This is a genomic window from Pararhodobacter sp. SW119 (assembly GCF_017811755.1).
Taxonomy (GTDB): domain Bacteria; phylum Pseudomonadota; class Alphaproteobacteria; order Rhodobacterales; family Rhodobacteraceae; genus Pararhodobacter.
The window spans coordinates 58,419-73,254 of the sequence record NZ_JADDJF010000018.1 but is presented as its reverse complement, the minus strand read 5'-3'; the positions used below and the strand labels follow the sequence as shown (position 1 = coordinate 73,254).

General features: G+C 66.2%; 11 protein-coding genes. 7 read left to right on the top strand and 4 right to left on the bottom strand.

The genetic code is table 11. The features are described 5' to 3' along the window. From IM708_RS12230 to IM708_RS12210, 5 genes are all read left to right on the top strand, one after another. Positions 1-1,675: hypothetical protein (locus tag IM708_RS12230; RefSeq protein ID WP_209426857.1), on the top strand; the 1,675-nt coding region annotated here is incomplete at its 5' end. A gap of 163 nt (positions 1,676-1,838) precedes the next feature. Continuing rightward, a complete protein-coding gene (locus tag IM708_RS12225) occupies positions 1,839-2,747 on the top strand; it encodes a glycosyltransferase (RefSeq protein WP_245243158.1) in 909 nt (302 codons plus the stop codon). A gap of 168 nt (positions 2,748-2,915) precedes the next feature. Then, on the top strand, positions 2,916-4,388 hold the full coding sequence (locus IM708_RS12220) for an O-antigen ligase family protein (protein WP_209426856.1): 1,473 nt from the start codon (positions 2,916-2,918) through the stop codon (positions 4,386-4,388). Continuing rightward, positions 4,385-6,175, top strand: coding sequence for an ABC transporter ATP-binding protein (locus IM708_RS12215; protein WP_209426855.1), 1,791 nt, complete (start codon positions 4,385-4,387; stop codon positions 6,173-6,175). Before IM708_RS12220 ends, IM708_RS12215 begins: the two co-directional genes overlap by 4 nt. A gap of 74 nt (positions 6,176-6,249) precedes the next feature. Then, positions 6,250-7,077, top strand: a complete 828-nt coding sequence (locus IM708_RS12210; RefSeq protein WP_209426854.1) for an FkbM family methyltransferase — start codon at positions 6,250-6,252, stop codon at positions 7,075-7,077. A gap of 14 nt (positions 7,078-7,091) precedes the next feature. On the opposite strand, the gene IM708_RS12205 is transcribed toward IM708_RS12210, so the two are convergent. The 4 genes from IM708_RS12205 to IM708_RS12190 are packed head-to-tail and all read right to left on the bottom strand — an operon-like array spanning position 7,092 to position 11,451. Further along, positions 7,092-7,961 carry a hypothetical protein gene (locus IM708_RS12205; protein WP_209426853.1) on the bottom strand — a complete coding sequence of 290 codons (870 nt, stop codon included), beginning with the start codon at positions 7,959-7,961 and terminating at the stop codon, positions 7,092-7,094. A gap of 22 nt (positions 7,962-7,983) precedes the next feature. Beyond that, positions 7,984-9,243 (bottom strand): hypothetical protein, encoded by a 1,260-nt coding sequence (locus IM708_RS12200; RefSeq protein ID WP_209426852.1) that lies wholly within the window; start codon positions 9,241-9,243, stop codon positions 7,984-7,986. Next, complete coding sequence (locus IM708_RS21680; protein WP_209426851.1) at positions 9,236-10,477, bottom strand: glycosyltransferase family 4 protein; 1,242 nt, start codon at positions 10,475-10,477, stop codon at positions 9,236-9,238. The genes IM708_RS12200 and IM708_RS21680 overlap by 8 nt, the downstream gene beginning before the upstream one ends. After that, positions 10,474-11,451 carry a glycosyltransferase family 2 protein gene (locus tag IM708_RS12190; protein WP_209426850.1) on the bottom strand — a complete coding sequence of 326 codons (978 nt, stop codon included), beginning with the start codon at positions 11,449-11,451 and terminating at the stop codon, positions 10,474-10,476. Before IM708_RS12190 ends, IM708_RS21680 begins: the two co-directional genes overlap by 4 nt. Positions 11,452-11,750: 299 nt before the next feature. Here IM708_RS12190 and IM708_RS12185 point away from each other — a divergent pair, with 299 nt between their 5' ends. Beyond that, positions 11,751-12,863, top strand: a complete 1,113-nt coding sequence (locus IM708_RS12185) for a vWA domain-containing protein (protein WP_209426849.1) — start codon at positions 11,751-11,753, stop codon at positions 12,861-12,863. Between the two features lie 167 nt (positions 12,864-13,030). Further along, complete coding sequence (locus IM708_RS12180) at positions 13,031-14,746, top strand: tetratricopeptide repeat protein (RefSeq protein WP_209426848.1); 1,716 nt, start codon at positions 13,031-13,033, stop codon at positions 14,744-14,746. Positions 14,747-14,836 lie beyond the last annotated feature (90 nt).

The window sequence follows — 14,836 nt, the reverse complement described above, 5'->3', positions numbered from 1 at the left end:
GCAAGCGACAAGTTATCTGGGCATCAACACGACTGCGATGCGCGACACGCTCCTGCCCCTGTGGCTGATCCCCGGATGCTTCGAGGCCTTTGGTGACAACGGTGCGCTGCGCTGGCTGGATCGACTCTATGCGACCGATCCGACACCGCCGTCGCAACTCTCGGCGACCGCTCGGTGGTTCCGCGAAGTTCGTGAGAACCCGCTCTTAGAACCCTTTGTGGTCAAGACGCCAAACCGTCTCTTCACCCCGCCTTCAGTCGAAGGTTTCGGCACCGCGCTACTGGTTACGGTCCCGTCGCACGAGGGCAACAACGGCAGCCCGATCACCAGTTGCGATCTGCGCTATCGCCCGCTTGATCTGGTGCTTGATGACAACGGCAAGGTGACGAGTGAGACCACCCTCGGCCCTTGGGTTGAGATTGAGGGCATCACCCCGAACGCCGAAGGCATCTACATCGTCTCGCCTGAACCGACCGGCGGCTTGGCTGAAAACACCTGGTACTGCGTTCAGCTGCGCTACAACAACGCGGTTGGCAAGGGGGCATGGTCGCGCACGCATACCTCCAGTTGGAAAGATGACGAATGGCAGGCGGGGCGCATGTTCTCGGCGCAGGCGGTCGGACAGACAGGGGTACAGATGGCGGTGGCCGCACCCAGGTTCGGCACCCCACCGACAATGCAGAGCTTCTTCACAGAAGGTGCGGCCGCACGTGTCCTTATCACCCCACCACCGCTGGAAGGCGCCAGCTTTACCGGCTTTCCCTTTCCCTCGGTCAGCTACCAGTGGCGCCTTGACGGCAAGGCTATTAACGGGGCGACGGCGCGGCAGATCAATATTCCGGCGGGCGCTGCGGGCAAACATCTGTCCTGTCTCGTAACACTCTCGAACAGCGAAGGTGCCGACAGCATCATCGTTGAAGGTGCACTAATCGGCGCAACCGTCGCCGATACCGGATACACACCAACGCTGATGTCGACCGAAGGGAATGTGCGCTTCCGGAGCGGGGACGGCGTGAACCTGTTCTCCACGGCGACGACAAAGCGAGCCAGCGTGTCCTTTATCTTCGGCGGGCGTTCGGGTGACAACTTCACGCTGATCGGATCCAACCGCTTCGAGGTCATCATCCGGCCGAACGGCAGGATCAGCGTGACGATCTCAAACGGCCTCAGTGGCACGCGTGGTTACATGGAATTCCCGGGCCCACAACCGGAAGAACCGCATTGGTATCTGATCAGCGTAGACACGACGCAAGTGAACGAAGCAGAACGTATCAGGCTCTGGGTCCGGCCGGCCTTCAGCCCGTATCCTCCCACGCGGATACTGCCGACGAGAATAAGCGACTGGTCGGGAGGCTCCGGTTCATTCCAGTTTGACCAGAACTTCCGCTTTGCGACCTCTACAGCCCATTCGCTCTTTCCCGCCGATCCAGCCGAGCAGTCGTTTATCATCGGGGATGTGTTCATGCAGCGAGATGTGGCACTGCGCCCCGAGGACTTCATCGCGCCGAACGGCCAGTACTTCGATCCCGCACTGGTCGGTGGCCCGTTCCTGCTGATGGGGTCAGGTATGAACGCAGATGACTGGAACAACGGTCGCAACGTGGCCGGCGCCGCGCCGGCAACAAATCCGCTGCCCTCGGTCGGCGGAGGAGGAGAGTTCAGCGCGCTCGACTGATCCCGAAAGGATCACCAAGGCCCACATTCCTTCGTGACCGGGGGAATTGACGACTGAAAGGGGCTCCGCGCGGCGGGGCCCCTTGATCTTTACCTCTCCGAAGGGGATGGGGCGGATATCAAACCGCGCACGGGCTGCGACACCCCGCCAGGAAGGACTGATCTTGCCCGCGACCCCGCCCCGCATCTCGATCGTCATCCCGCATCTGAACCAGCCGGCGATGCTGGCGCGCTGCTTGGACGCACTCGCAGTCGGCAGCGAGGCGCCCGACGAGGTGGTGGTGGTCGACAACGGCTCGGACGAACTGCCGCGGGCAATCTGCGAGGCGGCGGGCGCACGGCTTCTGCAGGAAGCCGAGCCTGGCCCGGGGCCAGCCCGCAACCGGGGCATCGCCGTGACTACAGGCGAGATCCTGGCCTTCATCGACGCCGACTGCCTGGCCGATCCGGGCTGGATCGCGGCGATCCGGGCGGCCTTCGCCGATCCCTCGGCCGAGATCCTCGGCGGCGATGTGCGTATCGCGCGCGCCAACCCCGCACGGGTGAGCATGATCGAGGCTTACGAGAGCGTCTATGCCTACCGCATGGACCGCTACATCGCCGAGCAGGGCTTCACCGGCACCGGCAACCTGGCCGTCCGCCGCCGCGTACTCGACGCAGTAGGGCCCTTTGGTGGGCTCGACGTGGCCGAGGATCGCGACTGGGGCCAGCGGGCGACCCGTGCCGGGCATGCGCTGCGCTACGTGCCGGAGATGCGCGTTTATCACCCGGCGCGGCAGAGCTTTGCGGAACTCGCGCTCAAGTGGGACCGTCACATCGCCCATGATTTCGAAGCCGCGCACCTCCGGCCCGGGGGGAGACTGCGCTTCGTGCTGAAGACCGCCGCGATGGGACTCTCGCCGCTTGTCGAACTGCCGCGTGTGCTGCGTTCGGATCGTCTGTCGGGTCCGCGCGCGCGGGCGCTGGCCTGGGTAGGGCTCTGGCGCATCCGCCTCTACCGGATGCGGGTCATGGCCCGGCTGCTGGTCACCGGCGATGCCGAGGCGCTGACCGGGCGGTGGAACCGGGGCTGAAAAGGGCGCCGTTAACATCGAACTGACGGTTCCGCGTCAGACTGGAGGTCGCGAACCACCCCGTCCCGGGAAGCGATATGGCCGATGGAAGGAAGACCTGCATTCTGCTATGCCGACAGCGGACAGGTTGCCATGCCGCGCGCCGGCGGCAGGGAAACGGAGTGAGTCTTGGCGACAGTCGAGGAAGCAACACGCGCATCGACATGGCCTGCGGGCATGAGCGACAGCGGATCGGGCGGCAGGACCTTCCTGCTCGCGCTCTTCCTGTTCGCCTGTCTCTTACCGATCAACCTCTTCCTGGGAAGCTTTCGGGTCGATCCCTACCGATTGATTCTGCTGGCAATGTTCATCCCTGCAGCCGCCTACATCTTTTCCGGCAAGGCAGGCTTCGTCACCCGCAGCGACGTGTTGATGGTCCTGTTCGGCCTCTGGATCATGCTCACAATGATCCTTCACCACGGGCAATGGGGATTCATCAACGGTGGAATCACAGTCGTCGAACTGATTGGTGCCTACATGCTGGGGCGAATGCTGGTCCGCTCGGCCGAGGATTACCGGCGCTTCATCCGCTTCTTCCTTATCACCCTCGTTCTGGTCGCACCCTTCGCGCTCGTCGAAGCGCTAACCGGACGCTGGGTGATCGGGGAGATCTTGGGCCAGGTCTTTCCCACACATCCGTATCAGCCTACCGCCCCGCGTTGGGGCCTGAACCGGGTGCAGGCCATCGCTTCGCACTCGATCCTGTTCGGTATCTATTGCTCGATCGGTTTCGCGAACGCCTATTACATCTATCGCCGACAGATCCCGAAGTTGATCGTCGTAATGATCTTCGTCACTGCAATGACCTTCTCGTCCCTATCCGCTGGGCCGCTTCTTGCCGTGATGATACAGGCGGGAATTGTCGCCTGGGGGATCGTGATGAAGGAAAACTGGCGCGCTCTCCTGATCGTCGGGGTAATCTTCTACGTGGTGATCGACATGCTATCGAACCGCGGACCGGTCCTCATCGCGCTGGAAACGCTGACCTTCAGTTCAGGCACGGCCTGGACCCGGATCAACATCTACAACTATGGCTCGGCCGAGGTTCTGCGCCATCCGATCTTCGGCATCGGCTTCAACGACTACACTCGTCCCGGCTGGCTTACCCCTTCAGTCGATAATTACTGGCTTCTGACGGCGTTGCGTCACGGGCTGGTAGGGCTTCTTCTCCTCGCCGGGGCGCTGGCGCTGCAACTCTGGCGGATTATGCGCGTCACGCCTCTCACAGACGAGGCCAAGACAGTGCGACTGGCCCATGTCGTTACCCTCATCGGGCTCGCCTTCTCGATGGCCACCGTGCATCTGTGGAATTCGATCGCCAGTGTCGTTTTCTTCTTCTTTGGGACGGGCGCATTCCTTTATACGTCCGAGGCGGCCCGCGCAGGCGTGGCGACGGGTGTCTCCACGGACGAAATCTCACCACAGGCACCTTCCCGATCCCCCGTCTATCGGCGCCTTCCGGTCTCAACCGCACGCACTCCCCCACTTTCTTCCGTTCGGGCAGCGCCGTCCACGCCCGAACGGGCCGAGCCAAGGCTTCGCCGGGCACCTGAAGCAGATCCACCGCGGGCACCAGAAAACCACGACAGGTATCGCCGATGATCCGCTTCTACCGCATGGTCTGGGAAGTTCTCGACCGCACCGAACGTCGGCGCTTCCTCATGCTCATGGCGCTTGCCGTCTTGGCCGGCCTTCTGGAAATGGTCGGCATCGCCGCGATCCTGCCGTTCCTGCAGGTCGTTTCCGACCCCGAAATCATTTCCCGCAACGTCTATCTCGACTGGCTCAACACCACGCTCGCCTTCGAGAGCACGCGCAGCTTCTCAATCTTCCTTGGCGTGGCGGTTCTGATTCTCGTGCTCATCAGTCTGACGGTTCGGGCGCTGACCATGTATGCCACGACCCGCTTCGGCGTCATGCGCGCCTTCTCGATCAGCAGCCGGCTGCTGGAGCGCTACCTGCACCAGCCCTATATCTGGTTCCTGTCCCGGCACAGCGCCGATATCGGCAAGACCGTGCTGACCGAGGTTGGCAGGACCGTGAGCAACTGCATCCTGCCCGCGTTGCAGCTTGTCGCCTCGGCGATCACCGTGATCTTCATCGGCGCGCTCCTTTTCGCGGTCGAACCGGCGATTGCACTGGGCACCGCACTCGTCCTCGGCGGTGCCTACGGGGTGATCTACATGGGACTGCGCCGGATGCTGCGCCGGATCGGTCTGGCGCGGCTGGCAGCGAACCAGCGGCAATTCCACTCCGTGCAGGAAGCCACCGGCGGCCTGAAGGAGTTGAAGATCATGGGGCTTGAACACACGTTCATGAGCCGCTTCCGCCCCGCCGCCTACGACGTAGCCCGCCACCAGGCGCGCGCCAACATTCTCGGCCAGATGCCGCGCTTCGTTCTCGAGGGGATCGCGATCAGCGGTCTGGTCCTGATCCTGCTGTGGCTGATGATCCGCGATGGCGGCAATATCGGGCAGATGCTGCCGACGATGGGCGTGCTGGCAATGGCGGCACTGCGCCTCCTGCCGGCGTTGCAGCAAGTCTTCAATCAACTTGCCACGATCCGCTTCAACGTGCCCTCGCTCGAGAACATCCACACCGATCTCACCGGCCTCTCGCCCGATCCGGGCGGCGGAACGCAGCATGCGCCCACCCTGAACCGGGCGCTGGAACTGCAGGAGGTCGAGTTCGCCTATCCGGATACCGAAATGTCGGCGCTGCGCGGGCTTTCGCTCTTCATCCCCGCGCGCACGACCGTGGGCATCGTCGGCGGCACCGGCGCCGGCAAGACCACCGCCGTCGACATCATCCTGGGGCTTCTGGATCCCCTCTCGGGAACGCTGATGGTCGATGATGTCGAGATCACGCCGGCAAATCTGCGCAGCTGGCAGAGCCGGCTGGGCTATGTGCCACAGCACATCTTCCTGTCGGACGGCAGCGTCGCCGCCAACATCGCCTTCGGCCTGCCGAAGGAAAAGATCGACATGGAGGCAGTCGAGCGCGCCGCGCGGATGGCGAGCCTGCATGACTTCGTCATGAACGAACTGGCACAAGGCTACGAGACGCACGTCGGCGAGCGCGGAGTGCGGCTTTCGGGCGGGCAGCGGCAGCGGGTCGGCATCGCCCGCGCGCTCTACCACGACCCCGACGTGCTGATCTTCGACGAGGCGACCTCGGCGCTCGACAACCTGACCGAACGCGCGGTGATGGAGGCCGTGCACAAGATCGGCGGTCAGAAGACGATCATCATGATCGCGCACCGTCTCAGTACGGTGCGTCAATGCGAAACGATCTTCCTGCTCGATCACGGCCAACTGATCGCCCAAGGCAGCTACGACGACCTGGTCGCCGGCAACGAAACCTTCCGCCGGATGGCCGCCAACGGTTGAGGTCCGAAGACGGCGCAAGGGATTTCGACAGGCCGGAGACCAAGACTCCATCCCTCTGAACCCCGGAGAAAACCATGAGCCATTCGCTGCTGGGCAGGATCGACAGCAAGCTCGCCGCCTTCGCCGGGATCGCCCGCGACAACGGGACAATGGCGGCAGCCCGGCTGACCGCGCTGAAAGCGGCGAGGTCGAAGGCTCCTCGCAAAATGCGCCTTGCCGGCGAAGAGTTCTGGGTGCGGCCCGCTTCACCGGACATCGGCGTGGTGCGCAGCTGTCTCGGAGGCGAATTCGACTGTCTGCGCCATGCCTATCCGGCAGATGTTACGGGGCTGATCCTGGATGCCGGCGGCTATATCGGCGCGGCGGCGGTGGCATTTGCACGGATGTACCCCAAGGCCACGATCGTGACGGTCGAGCCTTCGGCCGAGAACTTCGCACTCCTGGAGCGCAATATCGCCCCCTATCCCAACATCCGCGCGATCCGGGCCGCGATCGCGCCCGAGAGTGGCGGCCAGATCGAACTGCGCGACCGCGGCACGGGCGCGTGGGGATTCAGTGTGGTCCGAACCGATGCACGAGACAGCCGGGTGCTTGAAACCGTTCCCACAGTGGGCATCGAGGATTTGATCGATGCGCATGGCGCCGGCCGCGCGTTGATCGCCAAGATCGACATCGAGGGGGCCGAGGCCGATCTTTTCCGCACCCCTGCCTGGCTCAACCGGGTCGGCGTCATGATGATCGAGTTGCACGAACGCATTGTCCCCGGCTGCGAGGGCCTCTTCTGGCACGCCAACGCAGGGCGGTTCGCATTCAAGTCCGGCAGTGAGAAATATGTCTCGGTCGGGCCCGCCCTCCTCACAATGGGCGATGTGCCGAGTGGCGCGCCCGCGCCCCAAGACTGAACATCACCTGAGCATCACGCTCCAGCCCCAGTCAACCGGCGGAACAGGCGGCGCAGACGCCGCCGCAGGACGCGTAACAACTCGCGCGGCAGATCAACATCGTCCTTGACCGGATGCCAGAGCATGTCCGGCCGCTTGCCGGGGCGGTTCATCACCGGACGGTAGCGGAAGGTGCCGGGATACATCAGCGTCCCGATGTGGCAACTCGTGTAATAGCGCCCCCGGTTGTGCGCCGCCGTGAAGGGGCCACGACTGCCCAGATCCTCGATCACCAGCCCGCGCGCGAGCGCCGCGAAAGGCCAGGTCTTTTCATGGTGCCCTGCCCCGCCGTCACGGTAGAAGGCATCGAGCGTCCGCAGAAACCGTTGCGAAACCCTGAAGAAGGGCAGGAAGGCAATGACCCGGTTTTCTTCGGCCTCGTTCCAGCCGGTAGGACAGTAGAACCGCGCGCGATGCTGCCAGTTGCGCGGCTGAGGGCGGATGTTGGTGCACAGGAGATCGGCCACAGAGGCGTCGAATGCCGCGAATAATTCATCGAGTTTACCGGTATAGTCGACGTCGCCCTCCATCACCCAGTAATGCGTGTAGCCTGGATATCGTTTCCAGAACGCCATCACGATGAGGTCGGCATTGCCGGGGATCATCTTCCAGCCGTCCTCGTGGAACTTCCGCGGATAGCCGAGGGCTGCAAAATCGGAGCGTGTGAAGGGAATTGCGAAAGGGTATTTCTCGAATATCGGCGCGGTGCCTTCGGGCATGTCGACGAAGGCCGATACGAACACATCGGCGCGCCCGTCCAGCTGTCGCCGCGCGCGGGCGATCAGTCCCTCGATCTGCGGGGTTTCGTAATGCGTCAGAATAACAAGGACTTCGCGACGTTTCACTGCGTCCCTTTCGATCTGCCCTTCAAGACATCATCACGGCAAGAAGATCCCTTGCAACATCCTCAAGACATTCGATCCGGTCCTCCAGCAGGTAGTCCGGCATGTGGCTCTGCGCCCGCAGCCCCGCGCCGGGGTCGGCCTCGAACCCCGCGATCTGGGCCTCCAGCGTCGCCGCGATCGCCTCGGGGCGCAGGCTGGGGGTGGCGATCAGGTTCTCATGCCGTGCAGCCGGGCGCTTGTTGGCATAGCTGTTGGTGACGACACGCACGCCGAAATGTGCCATCTCCAGCGGCGGATAGCTGGGGTGAGGAGAGATCATCAGCGACAACCCCGCCGCGGTCTGGCGAAGAAACTGTCCGTATTCCGTGAGACTCAGCTTTCCCAGGGACACCAGGCGATGGCCGTTTCCAAGCGGCAGATCGTCATGCGGCAACCCGGCCGAAACGATGCGCCAGTCACGGTGATCGGCGCCGTGCGTGCGCGCCCAGCATTCAAGGCTGCGCTGCACCAGGAAGAAGGCGTTGCGTGCGACATGGGGGCGGCCATAGACCAGAAGCGTGCGGGTTTTCTCGCCGGGTGCGATCCCGTCAGCGAAGGACCTGAGGGCGCCGTTCATCCGCGGCTCGAAGACATAAGCGCGCTCAGGGGCATGCCCCTGAGCGCGATAGTAGTCGTGCAGTTCGCTCGAGTTGATCACAGCCCAGAGTCGGCTGCCCGCCCCGTCGAGCATCTCGCGCGCGAGCACATGCGCTGCCGAAAACCGGTGCAGCGCGGGCTCATATTCTTGGATCAGGTGGATCTTCGGCAGTCGCGCACCGCCGAAATGCGCCGTCTGCGTCGCGATCACCGGCTCCAGATTCAGCGAAACCCACCAGTTGAAGACGATGAATACATCGCGCGCGCGCGTTGGAAGTACGTCGCCGTTGGGCCGTAGCGCCAAGCGCGGGCAGTCGGCCAGGCCGGGCCGGCCGGCCAAGGCATCGTCGTCCGGAGCGATCCCCTGTTCCGAGAGGATACGCCTTTCGATCCCCTTCTCAGCCAGAACCTCGCTCAGGCGCTCAAAAAAGCTCAGCCCCGTAGCGACACCTCCGAAAGCCTCGGCCGCCGACAGGGACGGAAGGATCAAATTGATCCGTGGGCGGGGATCCGGGTCGGCGCGGAAGACATAGTCGCGCACAACGCCGTATTCGATCCCCGGTCCGGTCAGTTGCGCGCGCAGGCGACCCAGAATGCGCTTTGCCGGCTGGGGAAGAAATTTCTTGATGGTGTGCCGATCAATCATCACCCTGCCTTTTCTTATCCTGCTCTTGCCTCAAGACCTCGTCGTAGTGCCTCAGCAGCCGGTCGATCTTGCGTGGCCAGAGGCCCTCGACTGCGACGCGGGTGCGGGCGGCCTGGCCCATCGCGGAGCGGCGTTCGGGGTCGTGGTAGAGGGTGCGGATCGCGGCGGCAAGGTCGCGGGCCAGCGCCTCGGGCGTACTGAGTTGCAGGCGGATTGCACAGGCGTCGTCGGTGATGAAGGCGGGGCCGCCGTAATCGACGGTGATCACCGGCAGGCCCGCCTGCATCGCCTCATAGAGCACGCCGCCCGTCGGCTCGCGGAAGGACGGAAAGGCGAAGACATCGGCCTCGGCGTAGGCTTCCATCACCACTTCCTTCGGCTGCCGGCCGCGGAAGGTGACGCGGTCAGCGACGCCCAGGGCGACGGCCTCGGCGCGGGCGTGGGGCAGATCCTCGCCATCGCCGATCGCGGTCAGCGTGACGTCGGGCAGGTCGGAAAGCTGCGCCAGCGCGCGGATCACGTCGCGCAGCCCCTTGGTGCGCACCGCGCGCCCGACATGCAGCAGCCGCAGCCCCGGGCCTTCGCGCGCGGGCCGTTCGGGCGGCAGCCCGTCGATGCCCAGCTCCAGCATCGCCTCGAAGCGCTGGATCGGGATGTCGGCCAGCGCCGCGCGGATATAGGGGGCGACGCCCAGGACCAGGTCCGCCCCGGCATAGCTGCGGCGCAGCCAGGGATCGTGCCGGAACCGCCAGGCATCCAGCCCGCGCAGCCGCGTGAACCAGGGTGCCGAGCCCAGCTCGCCCACGAAACCCGGTGGCGTGGGCAGCGTGCCGCCCACCGGCCCCAGCACATACGGCACGCCCACCCCGTAAAGGGGGCTGGGATAGCGCGCCGCCAGCGGCATGATCTGATGCGCGATGTCGAAGACCCGCCCGCGCGCCGCCTGCCCCCGCATCCAGCGCCGGACATGGCGCAGGAACAGGGGATAGCCGGGCTTCAGCATCGCGTTCAGCCGCTCGGCGCGCAGAAGGACGGCGGGCTCGGGCCAGGTCACCACCTCGGCCCCGCGCAGTTGGTCGGCCAGGCGCGGCCGCCCCGCCCGCTGGAAGGCCAGCACCGTCAGCTCGACCCGCGGGGCCAGCCCCTCGGCCCAGCGGGCGGCGACATGCGCCTCGCCCACGTCGCTGATGTCGATGTTCGGCGCCACCAGCACGACCCTGCGCGCCCCGCTCACGCCCGTGCCCCCGCCCCGCCGGACCCGGTTCCGCCCGGCCCGGCCGCCGGGCGCGGCCAGGTCTGCGCGGTCTGCCCCACGACGGCGCGGAAATGGCGCGCCCGTTCGCGGGCGCGGGCGCCGCGCGACAGGGCCGAGGCCACGCTCCAGAAGACCGCGCGCGAGGCGTTGAAGAACAGCAGGATCGCGAAGACCGCCGCCGCGGCCGCGCGCCCCCCGTGCTTGCGATGCAGCCGCACCGTGGCCTCGGACAGCATCACGTCGCGGCGATGATTGAGGCGCTTGACCGTGCCGCCGCCATGATGCGTGATCTCACCCACCGGGGCAAAGACCAGCATCCAGCCCGCCGCGCGGATGCGCCGGCACCAGTCGGTCTCCTCGCCGAAGAAGAAGAACGCCTCGTCAAGCCCGCCGACCGCCTCGATCACCGCGCGCGGCACCATCAGGTAGCAGCCCGAGATCACCTCGACCTCGCGCTCGCTGTCGCGCGCCCAGTCGCGCATCTGGTAGCGGCCCAGGAAGGCCGGCCGCGACAGCTTCGCCAGACCCGAGGTCAACAGGAGCAGGTTCGGAATGGACGGGTAGCGCGAACAGGTCAGCTGCACCGTCCCGTCGGTATTGAGCACCCGACAGCCCATCGCCCCGACCTCAGCATGCGTATCCAGCCAGGCGACCGAGGCCGGCAGAACCGCGCCATGCACCAGCGTGTCCGAGTTCAGCAGCAGCACATGCCGCCCGCGGGCGATGGCGAAACCCTGGTTGTTGGCCGCGGCGAAGCCCCGGTTCGCGTCGTTGCGGATCAGGATCGCCCGCGGAAAACGGTCCGCCACCATATCGGCCGACCCGTCGTCGGAGGCGTTATCGACCACGATCACCTCGGCCGCCAGATCACCCAGCCCGGCAAGGACGCTCTCCAGGCACGCGGCGGTCATCTCGCGCGTGTTCCAGTTGACGATGACGATCGACAGATCCATGCCGGAATCTGGGCCCCTTGCGCGTACCCCGGCGATCCTGCGCCGGGCGAATGGACAATCGGTGAAACGGCCCCGGCCGGCAAGCGGGCCCGGGGCAAGGCGCTTGCGCGCACCCTGCCGCAGGGATTGTCTTGCTGCGAAGCACCTAAACCTTAAGTTGTAAATTGCTGAAATGATTAAAAAAATACTGCTATGGTTAACAAAAAGGTGTAGACTCCCGCTTGGCTCGTCACTTGTCGGACCCGCAGGAATTAAAGCGGTGCGGCGTCGGGCATGATGTATTTTTTCAGGAGGCCTCCATGAAACTTACCCCAAGGCTGCTTGGTCTGGCTGCTGGTTTCGCCCTGACCGGCGGAATGGCCTGGGCCGATTCGATCTCTCCCGAAAGCTATGAAGCCACGCTCAACGTCGGCGAGTCGGTGACGATCAACAAGACCGTGACCGTCGATGCCGGTGTGCTCACCACCGGCCTGGTGGACATCTTCTTCCTGGCCGACAGCACCGGCTCGATGGGCGGGCAAATCAACCAGGCGAGAACCAACGCCAACACGATCATCTCCGGCCTCTCGGGGCTGGGCGACGTGCATTTCGGCGTCGGCGAATACCGCGATACCGGCGACGCCTTTACCTACCGGACCAATACGGCGCTGACCGGCAACGCAACCGCAATCACGACCGGTATCAACCAGTGGACCGCCGGCGGTGGCGGCGACTTCCCCGAGGCGAACCTGATCGGCCTGCAGCGCGTCGCACAAGAAACTGAATGGCGCGCCGGTTCGACCCGGGTCGTCGTGATGTTCGGCGATGCACCGGGTCATGTCGGACGCACCGACAGCAAGCCCGACGCCTTCGGCAACTTTCTCGTCTCCAGCGAGGCGAACGCCATTGCGGCGCTGAACGCCGAGGGCATCACCGTCCATATTGGCAATACCGGCGGCACCGGCAATTCCGGCATGAACGCGGCTGCCGGCGGCGCTGCGGCGGGCCAGGCCAACCGGATCGCCGATGCCACGGGCGGCAGCGTCTTCGCGCTGGCGGCCTCGGGGGCGAACATCGCCGATCTGATCAAGGAGGCGGTGGAAAGCACCTTCGCCACCTACAACACCGTGGCGCTTGGGCCGGTCGGCAACATGCCGGGCGTGGGCGTCGAGGTCTCGGCCCCCTATGTCGGCGAATTCGACCGCGAGGAAACCCGCACCTTCGACTTCACCGTCACCTTCACCGGGCTTGTGCCGGGCACGCATGACTTCGTGATCAACGCGCTGGTCAACGGCGGCACCGTCGCGACCGAGAGGGACCGGATCACCGTGCGCGGCGATGACGTCCCGCCGATCCCGCTGCCGGCCGCCGGCTGGCTGCTGCTGGGCGGTCTGGGCGCACTTGTCGCGGTGCGCCGTCGCCGCCGCGCCTGAGGGCGCTTTCGTCAAACGCACCTTTGGGGGGCGGGGCCATGCGCCCCGCCCCTTTCGTTTCCGCCCCTTCGGGATCCGGATCGGCGCGCAGCACCGGCGTGAAGGGCGTGATTTCGCCGCCGCACCGCGCTATGCTGATCCGGCTGCCGTTCCTGAAAGCGAGTGTCATGCGTTTTCCCCCTGATCTGTTCCGCCCCGTCCCTGCTGTCCTTGCCGTTTTCCTGGCGTCCGGCCTGCCTCTGGCAACGGGACCCGTCGCCGCCGCTCCGATCGATTTCCTGGACCAGGTGCAGACCGACGACAGCCGCCTGCAGCGCGTGCTTGAATCCATCCAGGCCGGGCAGCCCGTCCAGGCCCGCGCCCGGCTGGAGCCGATCCTGGCCGCCAATCCCACCCTCGCCCCCGCGCAGGAGCTTCTGGGCGTGATCCACGCGCTCGAAGGCGACCTCGACGACGCGATCGCCGCCTTCGAACGCGCGATCGACCTCGACCCCGGACAATACACCGCGCTGACCAAGCTGGGTGACGTGCATCTGGCCTTGGGCGCGCGCGAAACCGCGCGGGGCTATTTCACCCGCGCCGCCGAAATCGCCCCTGAGGACCGGCTGAGCCATCAGCGCCTGGGCCTTCTGGCCGAGGAGGACGGCGACATCCCCGCCGCCATCCGCCATTACGAGGCCGGCATCCGGGGCATGCCCGAGGACACGCTGGGCGTGAAGATCAACCTGGCGCTGCTTTACAACCGCGCCGGCGCCCCCGACCGGTCCCTGGTGCTGCTCGCCCCTTTCGCCGCGCAGGACGACACGCCCGCACTGGTGCGCCGGGCGCTTGGCAATGCGCATCTGGCCCTGGGCGATACCGAGGCCGCGATCGGCGCGTATCGCCAGGCCCTGGCCAGCGCCCCCGAGGACAGCGCGACCGCCCTGGGCTTGGGTGGGGCACTGCTGCAGGCAGAGGAGGCCCGCGCGGCCGTGGACCTGCTCGCCCCATTTCATGCCGCCGATCCGGCCGACGACGCACTGGCGCTGATGCTGGCACGGGCGCAGGCGGCGGCGGGCGATACCGGCGGCGCGCGCGCCACGCTCGAAGCCGCGCTGCCCGCCGAGCCGGACGCCGACCGCCGCGCCGCGCCCGATCTCTACTTCGACCTCGGCGCGCTGCAGCAGGCGGCGGGCGATCTGGACGCGGCCGAGGCGACCTATGCCGCGCTCCAGCGCGCCTATCCCGACAGCGCCACGCCCTATCTGGCGCAGGGCGCTCTTCTGGGCCTGCAGCGCCGCTACGCCGAGGCGCTGACCGTCTTCGAGGCCGGGCTGACCCGCGCGCCGGAGCATCCGGGCCTTCTGCGCGGCGCCCTGCGCGCCCATCAGCAGGAGGGGCGGGCGGAGGCCGCGCGCGATCTCGGCCGCCGTCTGGCCGCGACCGAGGCGGTGCAGGCGAGCGATCTCTTCTATCTCGGGACGCTGGAGGAAGCGACGGGCGAGATCGACCAGGCGATCGCCGCGTACGAGGGCGCGGTCGACCGCGACCCCGATCTCTGGCCCGCGCTGAACAACCTGGCGGTGCTGCTGATCGGGCGCGATGCCGCGTCCGAGGCCCTGCCGATGGCCGAACGCGCCCGCGCGCTGCGCCCCGACCATCCGGCCGTGCACCACACGCTCGGGCTGGCGCTGCTGCGCACCGACCGCGCCGCCGAAGCCGAGGCGCCGCTGCGCGAGGCCGTCGGGATGGCGCCGGAAAATGCCTCCTATCTGCGCAGCCTGGCCGAAGCCGCCGCCGCCCTCGGCCGCGGCGACGAAGCGCGCGACCTGCTGACCCGCGCCCGCGCCGCCGGACTCGACCCGGCCGAAGCCCGCGCGCTGGAGGCCCGGATCGGCGGCTGAACGGCGCAGAAACAGGAGCTCGCACCGCATCACGAACGGGGCGTGACTTGATCCAGGCAAGGATGTTCCTTACCTTGTCCGAAGGTAACA

Coding starts and splice junctions, on each gene's coding strand:
- IM708_RS12190 (WP_209426850.1), bottom strand. CDS start 11,451: ATGGATCTGTCGATCGTCATCGTCAACTGGAACACGCGCGAGATGACC.
- IM708_RS12180 (WP_209426848.1), top strand. CDS start 13,031: ATGCGTTTTCCCCCTGATCTGTTCCGCCCCGTCCCTGCTGTCCTTGCC.
- IM708_RS12215 (WP_209426855.1), top strand. CDS start 4,385: ATGATCCGCTTCTACCGCATGGTCTGGGAAGTTCTCGACCGCACCGAA.
- IM708_RS12185 (WP_209426849.1), top strand. CDS start 11,751: ATGAAACTTACCCCAAGGCTGCTTGGTCTGGCTGCTGGTTTCGCCCTG.
- IM708_RS12200 (WP_209426852.1), bottom strand. CDS start 9,243: ATGATTGATCGGCACACCATCAAGAAATTTCTTCCCCAGCCGGCAAAG.
- IM708_RS12210 (WP_209426854.1), top strand. CDS start 6,250: ATGAGCCATTCGCTGCTGGGCAGGATCGACAGCAAGCTCGCCGCCTTC.